This is a genomic window from Thauera aminoaromatica S2, from assembly GCF_000310185.1.
Taxonomy (GTDB): Bacteria; Pseudomonadota; Gammaproteobacteria; order Burkholderiales; family Rhodocyclaceae; genus Thauera; species Thauera aminoaromatica.
In genome coordinates this window covers 23,550-43,778 of the sequence record NZ_AMXD01000006.1, presented here as the reverse complement: position 1 = coordinate 43,778, position 20,229 = coordinate 23,550, and the positions used below count along the sequence as shown (strand labels likewise).

Below are 20,229 nucleotides of genomic sequence, written 5' to 3'. Positions count from 1 at the left end.
GCCCTCCGCACCGAATCCAAAGACCGACAAGGAAGCCCCGCCATGTGTGGCATCGTCACCGCAATCGCAACCAACAACGTCGTCCCGGTCCTGCTCGAGGGCCTGCGCAAGCTCGAGTACCGCGGCTACGACTCGGCCGGCCTCGCCGTGCTCGCCGGCGAGCTCACCCGCCTGCGCTCCTGCGGCCGCGTGGCCGAGCTCGCCGCGCTCGCCGATGCGCGCCAGCTCTCCGCCCACATCGGCATCGCGCACACGCGCTGGGCCACCCACGGCGTGCCCTCCGAGCGCAACGCCCACCCGCACATCTCGGGCGGCCTCGCCGTGGTGCATAACGGCATCATCGAGAACTTCGAATCCATCAAGGCCGACCTGCAGGGCAAGGGCTACGTCTTCGAGTCCGAGACCGACACCGAGGCCATCGCCCACCTGGTCCACTACAAGCTGCAGGCCAACACCGACCTCTTCGAGGCCGTGCGCCAGGCCACCAACGAGCTCGTCGGCGCCTACGCCATCGGCGTGGTCGCCGAGGCCGACCCCTTCCGCGTCATCGTCGCGCGCCGCGGCTCGCCGCTGCTGCTCGGCATCGGCGAGGACGGCATGTACGCCGCCTCCGACACCGCCGCGCTGCTGCAGGTCACGCGCAAGATCGTCTATCTGGAAGACGGCGACCTCGCCGAGCTGCGCCGCGACAGCTACATCGTGATCCGCTCCGACGGCAGCCCGGTCGAGCGCGAGGTGCACATCTCCAGCCTGTCGGCCGACGCGGTCGAACTCGGCAAGTTCCGCCACTACATGCAGAAGGAAATCTTCGAGCAGCCGCAGGCCCTGGCGCAGACGCTGGAGCTGATCGCCGGCGGTGCCGGCATCACCCCGCAGCACTTCGGCGCGCGCGCGGGCGAAGTCTTCGACAGTGTGCGCCGCGTGCTCGTGCTCGCCTGCGGCACCAGCTACCACGCCGGCCTGGTCGCGCGCTACTGGATCGAATCCATCGCCAAGCTGCCGGTCACCGTCGAGATCGCCAGCGAATACCGCTACCGCGAGTCCGTCCCCGACCCCGACACCCTGGTCGTGGTCATCTCGCAGTCGGGCGAGACCGCCGACACCCTGGCCGCGCTCAAGCACGCCAAGGCGCTCGGCATGCAGCGCACGCTGGCGATCTGCAACGTGCCCGAATCCGCCATCGTGCGCGAGACCGCGCTGCGCTTCATCACCCGCGCCGGCCCCGAGATCGGCGTCGCCTCCACCAAGGCCTTCACCACCCAGCTCGCCGCCTTCGCGCTGCTCACGCTCGCGCTCGCCAAGATCAACGGCCGCCTGTCCGCCGAAGACGAGGAGCGCCGCCTCGCCGCGCTGCGCCACCTGCCGGTCGCGGTGCAGAAGGTGCTCGAGCTCGAGCCCGAGATCGAGCAGTGGGCGCAGCGCTTCGCCGGCAAGGAGCACGCGCTCTTCCTGGGCCGCGGCAGCCACTGGCCGATCGCCATGGAAGGCGCGCTCAAGCTCAAGGAGATCTCCTACATCCACGCCGAAGCCTACGCCGCCGGCGAGCTCAAGCACGGCCCGCTCGCCCTGGTGGACAAGGACATGCCGGTGATCGCCGTGTCCCCGGCCGACGAGCTGCTCGAAAAGCTCAAGTCCAACCTGCAGGAAGTCCGCGCGCGCGGCGGCGAGCTCTACGTCTTCGCCGACGCGGGCAGCGAGATCCCCGAGTCGGAAGGCGTGCACATCCTGCACATGCCCGAGCACTACGGCATGCTGTCGCCGGTGCTGCACGTGATCCCGCTGCAGCTGCTGTCGTACCACGCGGCGCTGGTGAAGGGGACGGACGTGGATAAGCCCCGCAACCTCGCGAAGTCGGTCACTGTCGAGTGAAGACGTAGTACTTGATATCCGGTGTTCCGCGCAAATAAAGTCGACAACGTGGCAATAAAGTCGAGAACAGGTCAATAAAGTCGAAAACGCCCGGGGAGTCCCTCGGGCGTTTTTTTCGGGCGTGCTCTGACGCCACGGCGCCCGGCGATCAGCCTGGGTATCGCCAGCAACTGGCCGGCGGAGCAAGCTTCAAAAATGAAGGCACATCGAGGGGGCGTGATGGACCAAGACACGATTCCATGCGAGAGCTGTGGCCAGCTTACGCCGCACTACGACATCGTCAGTTATCGCGGTGCCGAAGGAAGCTGTCGCCAGCTTTGTACTCGATGCTTCAACGCGGACGTTGCCCGGCTAGGGGGTCTTGCGCACTTTGAAGATATCCCGCTCGAGCCGATCGACCTCACGGACAGCGTAGGGGAAACGCATCGTTTCTTCTTCCGAACGCGTCTTCATGGGAACATCGTTGTTCTGGATGCCTTTGAACTTCGCGATGGTCGCCCGTCAGGCTATCAGTGCCAGGTAATCGGGAATCCTGAGCAAGAGCTACTTGCATTGCTTGCGAAGCTGATCGCACGACTTCGCCGTTTGCTCTCGATCAGGCATCTGGCGACTGAAGGCGAGAAAACTGAGATCGCTGAGCAGACGGTGCGGGGGCGTATCGATTGGGATGAGTCTGCGGTGGAGCGGACCCCTCTGCTCGTGATTGATGGCCGTGAAATCTCATGGAATGACTTCGGGCGTATGCTGTCGGCGTTCGAGGGCTGGCAGTTCAAGCTTGAGATCGTTGATCGTTCTGATGAGATCTAGGTGGTGCTCATAAACTTTGCGTCTTCGTCATTCAGAGGGCGGCAGTTGAGTACTGTTTTGTCAGACGGGATCGACTCTTGGATCCAGCTTGGAAGTGGCTGAACGCTTAGCAACTGGTAATCGACTTGAAAATCACCGTCACACAGCAGTTCGGCCAATGGTGTCGCTCGATTCCGCTCGGCTGTATGCGATAAGAATGGCCGGTTTCCGAAACTAGCAAGTTACCCTAACGACCCGTTGCAGCCGTTGAGCTTTGAGGAAAGCTGTCGTTCAACGCTCGTGCTCACCGCGAGCTGGAGTGCGCAGCACGGGACGAACCCCGTTCGCGCAGCAAGTTAGGTGTTCTTTGCAACGAATTGCTAGGCATTCAATCGCTCCAACATTTCAATTACCCATTGCTCCCTCTGACGCTGGAGCGAGGGAAGCGGATGGAAATATCTTCCTGCATTTCCTGGCTTTTCCAAGCCCGTAACCCCCATCTCTTGCGCCAGTGATTTACTTGCCCGTTCGATGAGAGGATTGAGGTCGTCGCTTACACCCCACGCACAAACGATAGGCCCCCCAGGCTTCCGCGATAGATACCGCTTTAGCTGAGCCGCGCGTTCGGGGGAAAAGATTGAGTGAACCGTGGTACCCGAATCCTTCTCAAGCTGGACGTAACGTTCTGCGAAGGCACCACTTTGAGGGTCACGAAGATCAGAAAGGTTGATCACTTTGACATTCTGCCAGCCCTTGAAATACATGATGCGCATAACTTGATATTGCGTCATATCCGGAACTGTAGGCACAAGGTTCGCCAACATCCCCGATACTTGGTCTGAACTGACGGAGTGACTCGTTTCCTGGACGGGTCGAGATGAGCCTGGGTTCATCATTACGAACACGGCATCTGCTATCGGGCTATTTCCAGCTGTTGTTGCTGAAATCTCGAGAACACTTCGACACTTTTGAGGCGCGACAGCCGGGAGCTGGAGTGAGTAAAAGTGACCGAACACACCGTACTGTCTCTTCAGTTTATCGGCGGGTATGAATGGAACCTTCATGTTGCATACCTAACGCCAAGAGAGCCGGCGGCCGAACTGCGCGACATGTCATACGATATTATCGTTTTCACGTATTGAACAAACATGGCTGCTCCTTCTTGCGCTCTCTCTCGAGCGCCTTGGCCTCACTGGGGGATACACATGCAATGCATCGATACTCAACTTCTGGCAGATGAGAGAGAACATATTGCCGCTTATTTGCGTTGTTCCGTGCGCCTTGGCCAAGAGGCGCAGGTAAAAGACTGCTCATTCGGTACGCGCAATTGCTTCCCATGCCGCGAAGAACGAACTCATTCGTCTCTCGATTTCGAAGTTCATACACACCCGGCCCGTATGGCGCTATAAGTATTTCACACTTCCTTGGATCCGGGAAAGGAAGCCAATCTGACCATTGATTCACTGACGTAACTCCCGTCGCTCTTTGACTCAAAACTTCATTCTCTTGCACAAATTCTTCCGCCTAAATGGTCTTCTTCGTTACTGATCGGTTTCGACCCACAGCCGCCTCACGGCTGAAGCAAGAGCAGACGCTCATACAAACCGCTCAAGCACGAGAACACGCTCATTCTGGTACCTGCAGTTCTGCCTCTTTGCCGGCTGGCCGAAACCACAACTCCCGAATCGCTGCGTCATCGCTCTTCGGCTTCGGTTTCACGTCCCGGACTTTGAACGTCGTCGGTAGATTGACCGCGTTGCCAAAGATCAATGCGTGCTGCTTCGGCAATGACGGCAGACGCTTCATCACGCTATCGGATACGAAGGGGGTCATCTGCCGGATGTGCTGAAGGTCGTCAGGATTCTGGATGCGATGCACGACAAAGTTCGAGCACTGCGACAGTACCGTCTTCGACAGCTCGCTTGGCCGTTGCGAGGCGACCATTAGGAACAGGCCGTACTTCCGTCCCTCCTTGGCTATCCGCTGAAAGATGCGACTTGCATCGATCGCATAGCCCGACGAACGCTCCGCGACGTACCGGTGGGCCTCCTCCAGGACAAGGTTGATCGGCGTCTGGTTCCTCGGTTCCGCTCGGCGCAGCCGGTCGAAGATCAGCCTTGCAATGACAGCCGACGCTACCTCGACGACCTCATCCCCCGCTTCGTTCATGTCAAGCACGATTACTTGAGCGGACTTCTGGAACTTGCCATCCAGCCGGGAAAGACCAATACATCGCTCGACAAACTGCGCTACGTTCCGCTCGTGCTCCTGAAGCTGCTCAGGCGGCACCCGCAGGAACGCAAATTCATCGCGCTCCCGAATCCACTTGAATCGCGTGATCATCTGGGAGCAGTAGTCCCGGATCTGCATGTTGCCGTGCGCTTCCTCGTAGAGAAGCGCCAGGTCAAACGCCTGCTCGAGGTCCTCGAATCGAAAGCTCTTGTTCGAGTAGTTCGGCACCGTGACGTCTTCATCCAGTTGCGCTTCGAACATCTGAATCAACCGTTGCAACTCCGGCATCGTCCCGAAATTGAGCCCAAGCAAAGGCTTCGCAGCTTTGAGAGTTAACGCTGCCGTCTCGAACGATGACAGCAAGGCTGTAACGCGATCAGCCTTTGCCGCAGGGCTGTCAGCCGAGTTCAGCACGTAGAGGAGGCACTTTGCGAGGATGTGGTTCTTGAGCTTCTCGAGCGCTTCTTGGTTGCCCCCTTCGGCCGAGAACAGCGTTACCAGCCCGAGCGCTGATCGCAGGACTGGCTGTTGCGTCCGCTCGCTGGCACGCAGCAGGAGTTCCCACTCCTCTACCGTCATGAACCAGTGAGGCAGTCGAAACACAGCGGTCGTCTCTGCCGCGTCCGCTGGTGCGGCGGCCGGAGAACTTGGATCAGCCTCGAGCTTCAGATACCGCCGTTTCACAGACTGAGGCAGTTCGCTGAACGCCGAACGGTACTCACCGTTGACGTCCAGGAGAAGGAACGTGGCACCTCTCGCGAAGAACTCGTCTCTCTTCTCGAACAACGACTGGAGAAGGGTGGCGACCGTGCACGACTTGCCGCTGCCGGTGTTGCCCAGAACAGCGGAGTGGCCGCCGAAGAACTCATCGACTCTGACTTTGACGGCGTAGTCTTGAAAGACAACCGACGTGCCGATCGACAGCGCGTTGTACCGGGTCGCCTCGCCGTTGCCCATCGGCGGCGGAACGATCTCGGTAGCGCTTTGGACTTCGAAGATCCTGTCGAGCTCCTCGTCGAGCACGTAGAGCGCATCGGCATATAGGGACGGAAACGTTGAAACTCCGAACCTGAACGCTCCATCGCGCCTCTGGGGGAGCATGCCCACTGGAACCAGGTCCAGGTACTTGGCTGAACCTGCCTTGTCTAGTTCTGTCGATTCGCCTTGCGCACTGCGAGACGAGGGAGCGTCCTTCTCCCGCAACCCGACGACCTCCGCGACCACGTACTCCGCTTGAGCCGGCATCACGACGAACGAGCCGAGCCGTGCGACGTAGTGGACATCGTCGAAGCCGACAACAGTGAAGTTGGCAGTCCCACCATGCAGCTCCACCACCAGGCGGTCGGCCGCCACCGACACCACCTTGCCGATCGCTCGGCGCCGGTCATCAGTCGTCATGGCCGTTTTCCTCGTTTGGTGCCGTCCTGACACCCTGTGCGATCAGCTCCTCCAGGACCTTCTTCACGGCGGTATCGACCTTGTCGGCTGGAGACTCAGGCATGAACTTCTCGACGAAGGTGTCGAAGTAGTGCGCCTTGGTCCCACCCTTCGGGCCAGCTCCACCTATCAACCAGATTCGGGGATCGTGCAGTGAACGAAGCTTCTGCGTTACCCCTGCGGCGTCGGGCGGCAGAAACGCCACCAGGCGGAATGTCGGTATGGTGAGCGCCTGGAAGATCAGGTTGTTGACGTGCTCGTCACTGAAGCTGTATCCAACTACGAACAGGACGCTCTGGTCTCGTACGATCCGTCCTTGGAACTCCCGGAACAGGTCCGAGTACGGCGACCCGAAGCTGGCGTTCTGCTTCATGGGTGTCGGATAGATCATGACCCGGCTGCCTTTGGTAGCCGCAACCGCAGGAACCTCCCGGATCGGAAACAGGCTTCCGCCCTCTTCGATCCAGTTGATCGAACCGTGCAACTTGCACAGGTAGATGAAGCTGTCAACCGCTGCCCACTTGCGACTCGTGAGATCGAGTTGCTCGGCCAGCGCGTACCGGTAGGTCGTCGGATTGAACCTGCGCTCGATGGTCCCTGAGAAGCCGTTGCAGTATGGCATCCCGAGCCGGTCTAGCGCCGTTTCGCTAAGGAGGTCGTAGTTCGTAGTGAAGATCCATGGCCGCGGCAGCGTCCGGTCCCTGTAGACCAACTTCCGGTAGAAGGCCTGATACAGGTCCACGATCGCCGGGTCACCTTTGGAGAAGGGCGCTTCCGAACACTTCTGGGTGACAAACGCAGTCACCTTTTCGATCAGCGAATCGACCGCAGCCGTACCCTTTGCCATCTCCTCGCTGGCGCTTCGCTTCAGCACAAACTGGAAGCTGTACAGCACCTCCATGAGCCGTTCGAGGTTCGATGCGAACTCGTCGGCTTTCAGATCGAAGCCGAGGTACTTCGTCAGCGCCTCGCGCTCTGCTCCACTGGGAAACCGCGTGTCATCAAAGCCCGGAGCAGCTCCGAGGAACTCCTTGGCCAGCGGCGCCATCGTGTCGATACCCCGCTGCGTGCCATCAACCACCAATGAAGAGCATCCTGACCCGAACAGGAACGCCAGGTTCTTGGCATTGAGGGCGTCATGCAGGTTTTCACGCACACGCAGTACGCCCTTCTCCCAGTCGAAATCTTCGCCGCCCTTTGGGGCGACCACATCGTCGCCACCCTTGAAGAACGAGAACCGCGCTTTGCTCGCCTCTGCCTCTGGCATTTATCCCCCTGCGTGTTGGGTTCAATGAATCCCGGGATGTTCGAGATGTCCGATACTACTCTCGCGCTCCCTACAATGATCGATGAGTAGCGCGTCACCCGCCAGACTTCCGTCTAGGCAGTGCTGCGCCGAAATCGCGAATGACGGCTTTCAGGTGGTTGATCCGCTGACTGCTAATGGCCGGAGTCGTGAGGTCACGAACGGCAGCTTCGTGGCAGCGAAACTCACAGAAGACCCCTGTGCTCAGCGGCGGCTTCGGGGAAGTCCGGATGCCGGGTCTGGGTCGGAATGCGACTGACATCTCTTCGAGTTCATCGCCGAAAAGCGGTCGTTGATTTTTCACTTCCCGGAAGCAGCCGTTCGTCGCCGAGTGCTGCCGACCCGATGCCGTCGTTGGGCTTTGCGGAAAGCAGTCGCTCAACGTCGGAAATCACCGGACGAAGGCAAGTGCAGATTGCCGGCAGGGCAATCGCACCGATTTTGCATAGTTCAAATCCATAACTTGTTAACTTTCATGACCTTGTGAGACCCCTGTTCACAGCGTCATAACTTGTGTAGTTTCCTACCTTTTTGGGCATCCCATGAAGGCAGGAAACGTCATGCCGCTGACGCAGGTGTTCGTCGCGATTTCCGACCCGCGCAGCGCGCGCCAGATCCGCCACGACCTAGCCGAGTTGCTCACGGCGGCGGTGTGCGCGGTGCTCTCGGGCGTGGAGGACTTCGTGGACATCGAACTGTGGGCAGAGGCCAAGCTCGATTGGCTGCGAGGTTTCATGCAGCTTGAGCACGGCATCCCGTCTCACGACACGATCGGACGCGTGTTCGGCCTGATCGCGCCGGACGAGTTCGAGTCCGCGTTCCGGCGCTGGGTGGGCATGGTGGTGCCGGCGCTGGCCGGGGATACGGTCGTCGCGATCGACGGCAGGACCAGCCGGCGCTCGGGCGGCAAGGGCAAGACCGACGCCAGTCCGCTGCACCTGGTCAGCGCATTCGCGGCTGGCATGGGCGTCGTGCTGGGCCAGACGGCAACCGCCGAGAAGTCGAATGAGATCACCGCGATTCCCGAACTGCTTGCCAAACTGGCGATTGAGGGCTGCGTGGTGACGATCGACGCAATGGGCACCCAGACGAAGATCGCCCGCACGATCCGCGAGCGCAGCGCGCATTACGTGCTGTGTGTGAAGGAGAACCATCCGAACCTGCACGATTCGATCCTGTTTGCCGACATCGATCCGCGAGAGCCGCTGACACCAAGCTCGATCCATGAGACCACGATCAAGGACCACGGTCGCATCGAAATCCGTCGATGCCGCGCCTACGCCGCGATCGATCGCCTCTACAAGTCCGAGGACTGGCAGGACCTGGCCAGTTTCGCGGTGGTCGAGCGCATTCGCACCGTGGGCGAACACACCAGCACCGAGCGCGTCTTCTACATCAGCAGCCTGCCCGCCGACGCCGAGCGCATCGCTCGGGCCGTACGCAGTCACTGGGAGATCGAGAATCGGCTTCATTGGTGCCTGGATGTGCAGTTCAACGAGGATCAGTCACGCGTTCGCAGCGGCTACGCCGCCAACAACCTGGCCATCGTCCGCCACATCGTGATGAACCTGCTGCGGCTCAACACGACGCGCAAGGCGAGCATCAAATCCAAGCGCATGCTGGCTGCGACGAATGACGAGTTTCGCGCCGAGCTGCTTGGCGTTATGACATGAAGGTGCGATTGCCCGGAGATTGCCGGAGGTTCGATGGATCGGAAGGTTGGGGCTCATTTGGGAGAAGGTGGCTTTTCTGAGAGTCCGTCGTGGTTGATTGCTGGAAACTTGTCTTCCATCGCAACGCCAAGCACTCCGAGTTGCCTCGAAACATCTTCAACCTTCGCTCCCTCAAATCGGAGCTGATTGCTTAACTGATCGAGTTTGGCGACCATTTCCCAATGCCAACGTGCTCGTCGAGCGAATGAAAAATTCTGCTCGACGAGGATGGCGAGACCCGGTATGGCAGCAAGAAATCCTAGGACAAGTTTTGGCACTTCCACTGCTGCAGCCAAAATTGCCGTAGAAAAACTGGACAAGATTGCTAGCCATAGAAACGTTTGAGCAAGAGTGAAATCATAGCCAGCCCATTTTTCGCTGTGTGATTTCCGCGTTTCTATCTTATCAATCAACGCTGCACGATTTTGATCTTCATCCATGATGAATTGCCCCTTCGTGAAACTTGCAGGTATCGGCATGCGGCTGTCTTCACCGCCTCATCGTTCGTCCGAAAGAGGCTTCGGCAACCACAGCGATCCATCCAACAACGATCGGGCGTTTCCAGACAATCCGCCGCAATGGCCATTTCCTTTTCTGAATGCGACACAAGCCTACCGCCATGTCATTGGTTCAACATAGACGAGCGCCATGAACTTGCAGGTGAAATGTAAGGGACACCGGCAGCTCCTGGCCGAGGCTGTGTAAAAACGGCTACGGCCGCAACGACCGGCGGCGGCTTCTCGCCACCTCGTGCAATTCAAGTCATTCGATGCCTTGAATTGGCACGTCAGGTGACGTAAAAAAACCCCATCAGGCCCGAATTGCCGTCATAAGCGCTTCATTTCCCATCAGCTTCATCACTCGCTTCAAGTTGTACGCTAGAACATGCAGGCTCATCTCGGTTCGGACGCGCTCAAGGCCCTTGGTGAGGAAGTGCGTCACGCCCATCCAGGCCTTCAATGTACCGAAGGGATGTTCGACGGTCCGTCGTCGGATGCGCATGCTATCGGGTGCCTTATCCAGCCGCGCCTGCATCACCTCAAGCTCCTCCTCGTGCGCCCAACGGCTCACACGCCGGTAGTCGCTGGGTGTGCACTGGCTCTTTATCGGGCATCGCGGGCAAGATGAACTCCAGTAGCGGTTCATCATGAGCCCGCCTTCCACTCTGGCGAAGCGCCAGATCAGGCGCTCGCCGGCGGGGCAAACATACTCGTCGTTCTCGCGGTCATACACGAAATCTGCGCGATCAAAGCGCCCATGGGCCTTTGCGTTGGATGTAGCGCTCTTCGGAACAAGCGGCACGATGCCGGCTTTGTGGCAGGCGAGGATCTCCTCGCTCTTGAAATAGCCCCGATCAGCAATCGCCGTGAGGGAATCCACCTGCATCGCCTTACGAGCCAGCTTGCCCATCGTGCTCAATTGATCCCGGTCGAGCCCGTCGTTTGTGACTTCATGCGCCACGATCAGGTGGTGCTTGGTCTCAACGGCCGTCTGGACGTTATAGCCGACGATGCCCGTGCCTCGAGTCTTCATGGATCGGGCGTCGGGATCTGTCAGGGAGATCTGCTTGTCAGGTGTGCTCTCGAGTTGGACGCCAATCGCTTCGAGCTCCTTCATCCGGGCCTTCAGGGTGGTGATCTTGTCGGCCAGCCGTTCCTTCTTCGCTTGGGCCACGGCGGGCTCTTGCCGGTCAGCGCTGTCCATCTCAACGAGGTAACGCTCGATGCTCGACTCGATCTCCTGCATTCGCCGCTGCAACTTGGCGCTGGTGAAGTTTCGATCTCGGTTATTGACAGCCTTGAACTTGCTGCCGTCGATTGCGACCACAGCCTCGGCGAACAGTCCAAGTTCGCGGCACAGCACCACGAACTGACGACAAACGCCACGGATCCCCTTCGGGTTGTCCTTGCGGAAGTTGGCGATGGTCTTGAAGTCAGGCATCAAGCGGCCCAGCAGCCACATCAACTCCAGGTTGCGTTGCGCCTCGCGCTCAAGGCGCCGGCTCGATTGGATCCGATTCAGGTAGCCGTAGATGTAGAGCTTGAGCAGCACAGCCGGATGATAGGCGGGGCGTCCTGTGGCCGCTGGATCGACGCCAGTGAAGCCGAGTTTGCGAAGATCGAGCTCATCGACGAAGACATCGATGACCCGAACGGGATTGGCCTCAGCAACGAAGTCGTCCAGCGACTCGGGCAGCAAGGCCCCCTGTGTGCGGCTCTGTCCTTCGACGAATCGCTTCATGGCATCACACCAGGCTAGAAATGCCTATATCATACCAACGCCGCTGTTTTTACACAGCCTCGGCCGGACTAAGACCTCCAGGGCCGAACCCACGCAGCACCTCGGAAGGCCACCCACGACCGTCTCAGGCCGACCCACTCCGCCCATCGGTGTTCGCTGAAAGCGGTCACTCCACGCCCAAGGTGAAAGGGGGTGCCACTTGTGTCGCGTCCGAGTCGACCGCAAAGTTAGATCACTTCACATCTCTTTCGAAGAGGTGTTTGTAGGCAACATACCTTCTCATGCTGTGATCAGCAACGATACGTATCGCTGCGAGTCGTAATGTTTTGAGTATTCTTGTAGCCCAATGAACATCTTGATGAATAATACCGTCGTGAATCCAGAGCTGTCTTCCAACATGCCTAAAGAACGGCCCTGGAAGAAAAGTGACAATATCGATGCCGGCACAAACTCGATGTGTTATTTCTTTTAACGGATATGCCTTTCGGAATTCGTCGCCTCCAACAGCGGGTTGTCCGAACGTAAAGACGGCATTGATGCGACCTGGAAAACTGCCAGATAGCTTCGCTGCACCCAAGACGGCGAGAGCCCCTCCCAAAGAGTGACCGGTTATGACGAATCGTCGGTCGCTCCTCAAGAGAGGAGTCAAGATTTCAACGAGATACTCAAACGCTGGTTTTGACTGGCTTTTATCATATGTTCCCAGCGCATCAATGAAACCACCATGCACGAAGCATTTTTTATCCGCTACTTGAACGCGCTTTGGAAACACGCGGATGTTTGTGTACCAATCCGCAAAAAAATCGCGAGTTCCGCGAAACAACAGAACTACTTCAGCAGCGTTCCAAAGGACTCTTCCAAAGGCTCTGCCAAATCTATCGTGAATCATCTTCTGCTCTTCGTAGCCGTAGAGTTTGTGATTGAAGACGCTAGGATAGGCAAGCTCACAGAGAATTGCATACCGCTCGTAATCGGATGCGCTGATATTTTTCATGGCCGGTCTACTTGGGGTCGCCTCACTGGTCTAGGTACCTGATGAAGCAGGTTGAGACGGTGTACTTGATGGTGGGAACGGCGGGGACACAGGAGGTTTCGGAGCAGGGGGGCGGACTCTGGTTCTCCCCCAGGGTTGACCTCTTTGTTCTTTATTTCCTTCGAGGTTTGAGCGGCCCCACTAGGCGCTTTTTTAGCCATCGCTCTGGTTGAAACAATTTGCCGGCAAAAATAATACCCAAGAACCAATGTGATGACTGGAGGAATTACCTTGACCATCGAGTCGAAGACCTCTTGCCCGGCGTTGATCGGGTTTCCCTCTTGGCCTATTCTGAAGTAGACGGCGAAACTAAGCATGAGCATGAAGGCCAGCACCGGAAGCACGCCTGCCGCAAAAAAGAGGCGCTGGACTGCGAAGAACGACTCCGCATCGTATGTGATGGGACTGAGCTTCGACTGCCTAAATAGGCCAAATCTTAAAGAAGCAACGAGAACGCCCATTGAAATAAAAATCGCCCAAAGTACATCTGATGACATGATTGCTCCTGTCGGCGATAAACATTGGACAGCAGTGAGCGGACAAGCTTTTTGAGGGCTACGGATTTGCTGCGTAACATCCGCTGAACTCCGTGGCATCGGAATAAACGTATACGAAGATCCTGCTTAGAAAAGCCCTTTACCTTCTCAAGCAGCCCGTTCCGCCCTCGATCACAGATCAGCAAGTCCAGCAACCAAGAAATGCATTCAGCCTATCGCATGTAGATGGAGGGCGCCGGCTTTACGGGGCCATCCCTCACTGTCCACTTCTGGCGCAGCAACGCCCCAAGACGCTATGGCGAAGCTCAAACGGAAACTTGGGCCGGAAGCCAGCGACGCAACGCAAGGCCACAGAAGTTGGCTTCCTGACAGAAGCCCGCCTGCCATCAAGCACGATGCATCCATAACGCTCCAGCCACGACGAGGAATACCGCCCCGGATGGTTTTGCATTCAGCTCCTAAAAGATACGCGTGGGTGTATTAAGATCCGTGGCTCCATGGCAGTATAGCGTCACCGTTGCCGCCCCTGATTCTGACAAATCCAGCAAACCCCAATTGTTTCGATCGTCCTGCGGAATCCCGAGGCCCAGGTAGTTGACCGCGAAGCCCGATGAAATGACTTCGTAAAATGGAATTGTTTCACTTGGTGGGACAAGTGCATTCCTGTGTATGTCGCCCCCGAGAAAGATGATCCGCTTCTTGCTGTCCTTGATTGCACCGATGAGCCGGAAGAAGTCATTAGAATACTTTATCCAGTTCTCGTCCCCATAGCGTAACGTCAGTCCGGAGCAGACTATGGTGAAGGGTTTTTCGCCTTCGGTATTCAGTTCACGTTCCAGAAACTCGAATTGCGCCTCACCCAGGAGATCGGATTCGCTGCTAAACTTATGCTTTAAGAGCGATAACTTATTCGGCTTGCGAGAATGGCTGCGGACGTCGAGCATAATCACTCTGGCCAACTCAGTGTCAAAGGCTTGAAAGATTTCACCAAGCCGTTCTTGCACTGGCGGAAACCACTCTTTGAAAAGTTTAAGCGATATTTTCTTCTTGGATTCTGGGACATCGGCTCCCCGAGCGTTGTTCCATGCAAAGTCATGATCATCCCAAACCGCGCAAATCCGGCCGTTCCTCGAGCTTATAAGTTTCGCCAAATCTAGAAAGTTTGGCTCGTTGCATTGAGCCCGATACTTCGAAGACATGATGGATTCGAAATCCGCGTCGGAATAAGTCTTCGGCTTCTCGTTCCATTCCTGTGAAAATGGCCACAGCCCATAGTCCATATAAATCTGATCGCCCAGCAAGAGCAGGTGGTCCGGGCTCGCCATCTTCACATCCTGCCATTGGGGTTGATTAGGAAATGCTTCGTATCGGATACAGGAGGTGAACGCGATTCGTTCGGTCTTCATTTTCGTCTTCCTTCGGTCCGATCTTCGGCGTCAAGCCAAATTCTCCGATTCCAGCACGGGTTTCCAGCGCTCCCTGACGATCTTCCTGAATCCCGCTCCCTTCGGATGCAATTCGTTCGCCCAATCCCTCTCCGCAAGCGTTCCGCGGCTGTCTACGATCAGCAGGTGTGATGGATCAGTGGAGGCGATATCCGTCAGCATCGCGTGAAAGGCGTCGATCAGATAACGCACACAGTCGCTCTGCAGTGGCTCCGGCACGCCGGCGTCCACAAGGGCGGGTTTGAGCCAGCCTTTGCCGCGCATTACGCCCCGTCCATCCGGAATGGCGTAATCGTAGGAGTGCATGACGATCAGGCAGTCGAGCGAGGTAAGGGTGTAGATCAGCCCGATCAGCCTCCGGTAGTACTGATCCATGCTCTCCAGAAAGCGTCCGAGCCCACCGTCTCCGTTCCGGAAGCAGTCGGCGGCCCGTTGGGCGTTAGAGCAGTCTAAATTCAGCAGCGGCCGCATATCGTTGAAGCCAGCGAAATCGTTGCCGCCGCCGCTGATGAACACCGCGGAAAGACTGCGCCCATACCGGCGAAGCGCACCGGTAATCAGGTTCTTGTACTTTCCGTCGACGTAGTCGAACGCCTCGGCTCCATTCATTCCGCACACCAGCACGGTATGTTCCTTCTTGTCGACGAGCGGCCCCAGATAGCTGATTAAACTGCCGCCGGGAAAGGGGTACCAGAACCACGAGTCCCCGATCCCGAGAATGCTTGGCGTCGCGTGAGCGCGCTGCATCGATGCTTCATCCCAGTATGCAGCCATGTTCCATTCCCCTTGACAAGACGTGTGCGCTCGGGTCGACGGGCAAGGTCGTGGGCAGCAAACACAATCAACCCTGCGTCCGTGTAATCAAGATGAGATTAGCCAAGATGTCAATTTGAACGGACGATCAACCTGCATCATCGACGGTAATCGTTCAGCCCCTACGCTGCAGTCGTGCTGGCTGGCGGGGCTGGAAGCGGCAAACCTTGGCGGGCGGCGCCGAAGACGGTGCCGAGAAAGTGCGGTGGCCTTGGTAAAGGAGCAGACATCCAACCGGGCAGCTCGACGGGGACCTTATGGCCAACAAGAGCCCCCGTCATCCCATGGCTTCAATCTAGACGAGCCCCATAGACCCGCAAGTGAAATGTAACGGTCACCGGCAGCTAGTGGCCGGCTTCGGCTATTGGAAACCGTGACCACATAGCTGTCGTTGATCGCGAGTCGAGCCAGATGGTGGGCGTCAGGTCAGGCCGAATGCCTGGCCACGGTGGGGTCCAAACCCCGCGCGGCATGCGTCGCCGCGGCCGCCCGTTTTTACAGCAGCCGACCGGATCCCCTTCCGCACAAGGGCTTGGCTCAACTTCCCAGCCGCTACCCCCAACCTTATCCACAGGAGGGCTGGATAACTGCGCGGGGTCAGCGCGGCTGCCGGACGGGCTCGGGCGCGATCAATTGCGCGCCTTCGTTGCGGACGTTGCCGACCGCCTTCGACACCGAATGCATGCTCAGCATGGCGTCCGGGCCGGGGGCAAGGAGTTGGACCAGCCGCTCCGGCGCGGTGTCGCGGTTCAGCCACGGGCCGTAATCCCCGGGCTGCAGGATCACCGGCATGCGCTCGTGCAGCGCCTGCAGGGTCTCGTTTGCTGCGGTGGTGATGACGGTGAAGGTGTCGATCGGTGTGCCCTCGGGGCTAATCCATCGTTCCCACAGGCCGGCAAAGCCCAACAGTTCGTCGTTGGCGGGGTGGATGTAATAGGGCTGCTTGCCGCCGGGGATCGCCTTCCATTCGTAGAAGCCGGACGCCGGCACGATGCAGCGGCGCGCCCTGTAGGCGGTGCGGAAGGCGGGCTTTTCGGCCAGCGTCTCGCCGCGCGCATTGATGAGCCGGGTGGCGATGCTCGGGTCCTTGGCCCAACCCGGGATTAGGCCCCAGCGCAGCAGGTGCGCCACGCGCTCACCGCCGGGGCGTTGGCGGACGACGGGTAGCATCTGCATCGGGGCAGCGTTGTAGCGCGGCCCGAATTCGGCCGGCATTTCGTCGATGCTGGCCGAGAACCGTTCACTCAGGCGTGAGATGGGGCCGTAGAGCGCGTATCTGCCGCACACGGTGCTTGAATCAGAACAGCCGAGTCTGGCGCGTCCGCATCCGGCTTTGACTTACGTCGCAGCGGGTGCTGTGGGGACTGGCTCGGCAGCGACCGGCTCTACGGAGAGCGCACCACGGCGTCCCTTCTTCGCCACGCTCGCGGCGTGCTCCAGGGCAGCGATGGTGCCGCCATTCGCCACCCATGCTTCGAACCAGCCCGGCTTGCGGCCACGCCCAGACCACGATTGTTCGAGATTGTTGGGGTTGCGGTACTTGGCCGCCAACGGCTCCTTCTTCGCCGAAACGGTCTTTGCGGCGGGACGCCCACGCTTTGTCGCCGAGGCGGTCGCCTCCGTGCCTCGACCCAGCAGATCCTCCAGGCTGATGCCTTCTTCCTGGGCCAACTTGCGTAGGCGCTTCAGCAGGGACGCCTTGGTGTTACTTTCGCGCTTCTCAATCTCCTTGGAGATGCGCGTCTGGAGTTGTTTGAGCTGAGGAAGGCTGTAGTCGGCAAGATGGGTCATGGAGGATGCTCTTTCGAAGGGTCGGCACCGTTGTGTGCCAAATCCGTATGGTACCGCGCAAGAAGGCGCGGCTACGCCTTTCGTAATAGCGTAGTCGCTGATGAACGATGAGATCTCAATTCATTGCCACGACCAGTAGCCATGGGGGAAGACCGGGGCCAACACGGTGTCGAATGGGCCCTCGACGCGCAGTTCGAGGTGGTTATCCCGAGGTGGATCAGCCTCCGTTGCAAGCGCATTGGGCAACGCGTGATTCGGCTGGACGGAGGGCTGTGGGCCGAGCCAAGGCGGGCTCTCTCCTGAGTCTCTCCTCAAAGGCGTTCGCCCTTTCTCGTAATGAAATCGAATGAGAAGACGTGTTCAACCGGATTGCGACCACACTCCCCGATCAGGCGTCCGCGGAGCCGTCGCCGCCCTTTCTCGATAGTGATCTCTCCTTCGCAAACCGGGCATGTCGCCGTGTAGCGCACCATGCGCAAGACGCGGTCCTCGCCTTCTCGGCGGATGAGCAGGACGTGCCCGAGGGGTAGCCTCGCTTCGAGGAAGGTGGGTGCGCGGACGATCCGGTCATGGATCAGGGTGTAGAAGGGATGACACAACCAGGCAACCAGTCCTCCGATGACGCCGGTCAGCACCGCTGCCTGCAGCAGTGCTCGCGGGGATACGTCGGATGCGAGAAGTGCAAGCAGGAACCAACTCAGTAGCCCGGCGATGGCGAGTCCGATCACCACGGGTAGGGTGATCAGTGCAGCGCGCCAGCCAGAGAGCGAGATCTTCAACGGCTTCTTCAGGCCAGGGATTGGGTAGGCCTCCATTTCCTCCAAGTAGTCTATCGGGCAGTTTGCTGGCAGCTGGCCCACAGGCGCATTGGTGATTGGTGGTGGCTCGGCTGCCGCTGTGGCCGGCAGGGCAATCGGTGAGACGCTCAAGCCGTAGCCCATCGCGTTCGTGGTACCCAACCGAGTTGGCGTAGAAAGCGTAACGATGCCGGCGACGCGCGAGCTGATCGCGCGCCCACAAAGGTTTTCCTCGATGCGCCCGATGTCGTTCTCGAGTGCTCTCCAGGCATTGGTGAATTTCTTTCGGGCTGTGTCCGACTCGTCCGACCACCACTGGGCCTCAGGATCTCCGACGAGGGATGCGATCTCCTGACGAAGACGCTCGGCCGTGAAAAGGGGGGCGGGATCGCCCGCTGAAGCTTGCGTCACCGTCAGTTTGCAGAGTGCTTGCAAGAGCACCAACCAATCGCCCTTCCAGCCACTTTCGCGGGCACCAGACGCAGCGTCCGCACCCACGGCAGCGGCCTGCATCAACAGCACAGAACGGTCATAAATTGCTGAAACGTCGGTGGTTTCCGGCGTCCTTCCAGAGTCTTCCCTCAGTCTGCCCTCGTCTAGCTGAAGCGTCGCGTCGAGCATGGGTGCGTCCTTGGTACTCATGGAGCATTCCGATGAAAAATGACGAAGGCCTTGATTTTGCCCTATCACGCACTACGGGCCGCATGGTCGACATCACGATGGTCGAGCGCGGACTCGCCTGTGACTGCATCTGCCCCAGCTGCGGCGCCACCCTCCAGGCGAGAAAGGGCCGAAAGAACCGGCACCACTTTTCCCACTATGTCGCGGGCAGTGCTGCTGCGACCTGTGAGGGCGGGCGGGAGAGCGCACTCCATGCGGCCGCCCGGTACATCATCGCCGCCTGGCGGCAGATTGAGCTTCCCGCCCTCATCGTCCGGGATGGAGGCCTGCAGGATTCGCTCCCCGGTCGCACGTTTGATGTCGTTCACACCGAGTTGCCGGATGAGCAGTCGCGTTCCACATTCCGCGGGGCCGGTGCAGTGCGGCCCGATGTCGTCCTGTACAACGGACAGGGCGAGCAGGTTTGGTGCGAAGTCAGGGTGACTCACGCTGTTGATGATCTGAAGCAGGTTCGGCTTCAGGGCTATGGTGTCTCGACCCTGGAGTTCGACCTTTCCGGGATGTACCGGCTTGGCGGCTGGACGCTTGTGTCACTCGAGCTGGCACTGAAGGCCGATGACGCTATCCGGCGATGGGTTTTCCATGTCGACCAGGCCCGCCTGGCGCAGCAGTTACGCGAGAGGAGGCTGGCGGCTGAAGAACAGCGACGGGATCAGCTGGATCTACAGAATGCCAGGCAGCCTCATGATCCTGTTGACTCACCCCCGCACGGCGAGGACGAAGAGCGGGAAGGTCTGAACCTTCAGGATTGTGGGGAACTGATTCCCCATCCGGCGATGGGACTCATCCCGAAAGATCCGAGCAAGCGTTTGGCATTCATCGAGCGCAGCTATCCTGCTCCGAGGTGTTATCGCCTGGCTCGCGCAATTGCCTTCCTGCGGCATCACCCCCATGGAGACAGCACCTGCTTAGTGACTTTCGGGAGCATGGGGTCGGGCAGTCGGACGAGCGAATACGACGCCCTGCTCTCTGAATTTGCATGTTCCGCAGGCCTCAGCTGCAGCTACTTCGGCATCCCCGAGTCGCGCCAGGTGCGCGGCATTCGCTGCCATGAGCTGCTCGATGCTTTCCTGACCGGGTTGCAGGCAGAGACAGGTAGTGCGAACCGGAACTCATCACTCTCGATCGAGACCTAGGTTGCTCTTGTCATGAGTGTCATCACCTTTGTACGGCGCTTTGTCAGGATATTCGCATAATTAGTCTTCGCTATCGAAAACCCAGTCGGGATCCCGGCCCTTGCGGGCGTCGGCGGTCGGCCCGGGGCCGTTCTCCTACGAGATGGGAGGCGTTCTCTCCGTCCGCTCACTCTGCTTGAGTCTGAGCGAGATCTTCTCTCAAGGGAAGATTATTTCCCTGGGAGGTACGGTAACCGTATCATGTCTCCATGACGCAAGAATCCTGGCTCTTCGCCTGGATCGGGGCGGCGGACCATCAAGCGGCCGAGGCTGATGACCGTGAGCGGCCCGGTCCGATCGCTTCAGCGCTGCTCGCTCACGAGCGGTTCGATCGCGTGGTCCTGCTGACTGTTGACGCGCACTGAAAACTACCCAGATTTCGCGGGGTCTGCGCGCTGAAAAGTACCCAGGTGA

The 20,229-nt window shown here is 59.0% G+C and carries 17 protein-coding genes; 6 read left to right on the top strand and 11 right to left on the bottom strand.

The window, feature by feature from the left end; all coding sequences use genetic code 11:
- Nucleotides 1-42 precede the first annotated feature (42 nt).
- Both glmS and C665_RS20570 read left to right on the top strand, forming a co-directional pair.
- Nucleotides 43-1,869: a glutamine--fructose-6-phosphate transaminase (isomerizing) gene (glmS, locus tag C665_RS02440; protein ID WP_004299294.1), complete on the top strand. Its 1,827-nt coding sequence runs from the start codon at nt 43-45 to the stop codon at nt 1,867-1,869.
- A 219-nt stretch (nt 1,870-2,088) separates the two neighbouring features.
- Nucleotides 2,089-2,676 carry a DUF7713 domain-containing protein gene (locus C665_RS20570; protein ID WP_040828343.1) on the top strand — a complete coding sequence of 196 codons (588 nt, stop codon included), beginning with the start codon at nt 2,089-2,091 and terminating at the stop codon, nt 2,674-2,676.
- Between the two features lie 359 nt (nt 2,677-3,035).
- On the opposite strand, the gene C665_RS20565 is transcribed toward C665_RS20570, so the two are convergent.
- The 3 genes from C665_RS20565 to C665_RS02425 form a co-directional block, all read right to left on the bottom strand.
- Entirely contained in the window at nt 3,036-3,719 is a 684-nt protein-coding gene (locus C665_RS20565; RefSeq protein ID WP_157277006.1) for a DUF1643 domain-containing protein, read from the bottom strand.
- A gap of 562 nt (nt 3,720-4,281) precedes the next feature.
- A complete protein-coding gene (locus tag C665_RS02430; protein ID WP_004299290.1) occupies nt 4,282-6,285 on the bottom strand; it encodes an ATP-binding protein in 2,004 nt (667 codons plus the stop codon).
- A complete protein-coding gene (locus C665_RS02425; protein WP_040828341.1) occupies nt 6,275-7,591 on the bottom strand; it encodes an SIR2 family protein in 1,317 nt (438 codons plus the stop codon). The genes C665_RS02430 and C665_RS02425 overlap by 11 nt, the downstream gene beginning before the upstream one ends.
- A gap of 581 nt (nt 7,592-8,172) precedes the next feature.
- Here C665_RS02425 and C665_RS02420 point away from each other — a divergent pair.
- Nucleotides 8,173-9,303 (top strand): ISAs1 family transposase, encoded by a 1,131-nt coding sequence (locus C665_RS02420; protein WP_083854667.1) that lies wholly within the window; start codon nt 8,173-8,175, stop codon nt 9,301-9,303.
- Between the two features lie 53 nt (nt 9,304-9,356).
- On the opposite strand, the gene C665_RS20560 is transcribed toward C665_RS02420, so the two are convergent.
- The 3 genes from C665_RS20560 to C665_RS19990 all read right to left on the bottom strand — a co-directional run bounded on the left by C665_RS20560 (nt 9,357) and on the right by C665_RS19990 (nt 12,577).
- Nucleotides 9,357-9,782 carry a hypothetical protein gene (locus tag C665_RS20560; RefSeq protein WP_157277005.1) on the bottom strand — a complete coding sequence of 142 codons (426 nt, stop codon included), beginning with the start codon at nt 9,780-9,782 and terminating at the stop codon, nt 9,357-9,359.
- A gap of 370 nt (nt 9,783-10,152) precedes the next feature.
- Nucleotides 10,153-11,583: an IS1182 family transposase gene (locus C665_RS02415; protein WP_004299282.1), complete on the bottom strand. Its 1,431-nt coding sequence runs from the start codon at nt 11,581-11,583 to the stop codon at nt 10,153-10,155.
- 232 nt (nt 11,584-11,815) lie between these two features.
- Nucleotides 11,816-12,577 carry a lipase family protein gene (locus tag C665_RS19990; protein WP_004299280.1) on the bottom strand — a complete coding sequence of 254 codons (762 nt, stop codon included), beginning with the start codon at nt 12,575-12,577 and terminating at the stop codon, nt 11,816-11,818.
- Nucleotides 12,578-12,931: 354 nt separating this feature from the next.
- Here C665_RS19990 and C665_RS20555 point away from each other — a divergent pair, with 354 nt between their 5' ends.
- The gene (locus C665_RS20555) at nt 12,932-13,168 is read left to right on the top strand and encodes a hypothetical protein (RefSeq protein WP_157277004.1); all 237 of its coding nucleotides are present in this window, start codon (nt 12,932-12,934) and stop codon (nt 13,166-13,168) included.
- A 403-nt stretch (nt 13,169-13,571) separates the two neighbouring features.
- Here C665_RS20555 and C665_RS19985 read toward each other — a convergent pair whose 3' ends face one another.
- The 5 genes from C665_RS19985 to C665_RS02390 form a co-directional block, all read right to left on the bottom strand.
- A complete protein-coding gene (locus C665_RS19985) occupies nt 13,572-14,519 on the bottom strand; it encodes an alkaline phosphatase D family protein (protein ID WP_004299278.1) in 948 nt (315 codons plus the stop codon).
- 30 nt (nt 14,520-14,549) lie between these two features.
- Nucleotides 14,550-15,332: a hypothetical protein gene (locus tag C665_RS02405; RefSeq protein ID WP_004299276.1), complete on the bottom strand. Its 783-nt coding sequence runs from the start codon at nt 15,330-15,332 to the stop codon at nt 14,550-14,552.
- Between the two features lie 636 nt (nt 15,333-15,968).
- Nucleotides 15,969-16,658 carry an SOS response-associated peptidase gene (locus C665_RS02400; protein WP_040828338.1) on the bottom strand — a complete coding sequence of 230 codons (690 nt, stop codon included), beginning with the start codon at nt 16,656-16,658 and terminating at the stop codon, nt 15,969-15,971.
- Between the two features lie 51 nt (nt 16,659-16,709).
- Nucleotides 16,710-17,162, bottom strand: a complete 453-nt coding sequence (locus C665_RS02395; protein ID WP_004299272.1) for an H-NS histone family protein — start codon at nt 17,160-17,162, stop codon at nt 16,710-16,712.
- A gap of 311 nt (nt 17,163-17,473) precedes the next feature.
- Complete coding sequence (locus C665_RS02390; RefSeq protein WP_157277003.1) at nt 17,474-18,601, bottom strand: hypothetical protein; 1,128 nt, start codon at nt 18,599-18,601, stop codon at nt 17,474-17,476.
- An 11-nt stretch (nt 18,602-18,612) separates the two neighbouring features.
- Between C665_RS02390 and C665_RS02385 the strand changes: the two genes are divergently transcribed.
- Together C665_RS02385 and C665_RS20550 are read left to right on the top strand one after the other, a co-directional pair.
- Nucleotides 18,613-19,776 (top strand): competence protein CoiA family protein, encoded by a 1,164-nt coding sequence (locus C665_RS02385; RefSeq protein WP_004299268.1) that lies wholly within the window; start codon nt 18,613-18,615, stop codon nt 19,774-19,776.
- A gap of 248 nt (nt 19,777-20,024) precedes the next feature.
- Nucleotides 20,025-20,180 carry a hypothetical protein gene (locus C665_RS20550; RefSeq protein ID WP_004299266.1) on the top strand — a complete coding sequence of 52 codons (156 nt, stop codon included), beginning with the start codon at nt 20,025-20,027 and terminating at the stop codon, nt 20,178-20,180.
- Nucleotides 20,181-20,229 lie beyond the last annotated feature (49 nt).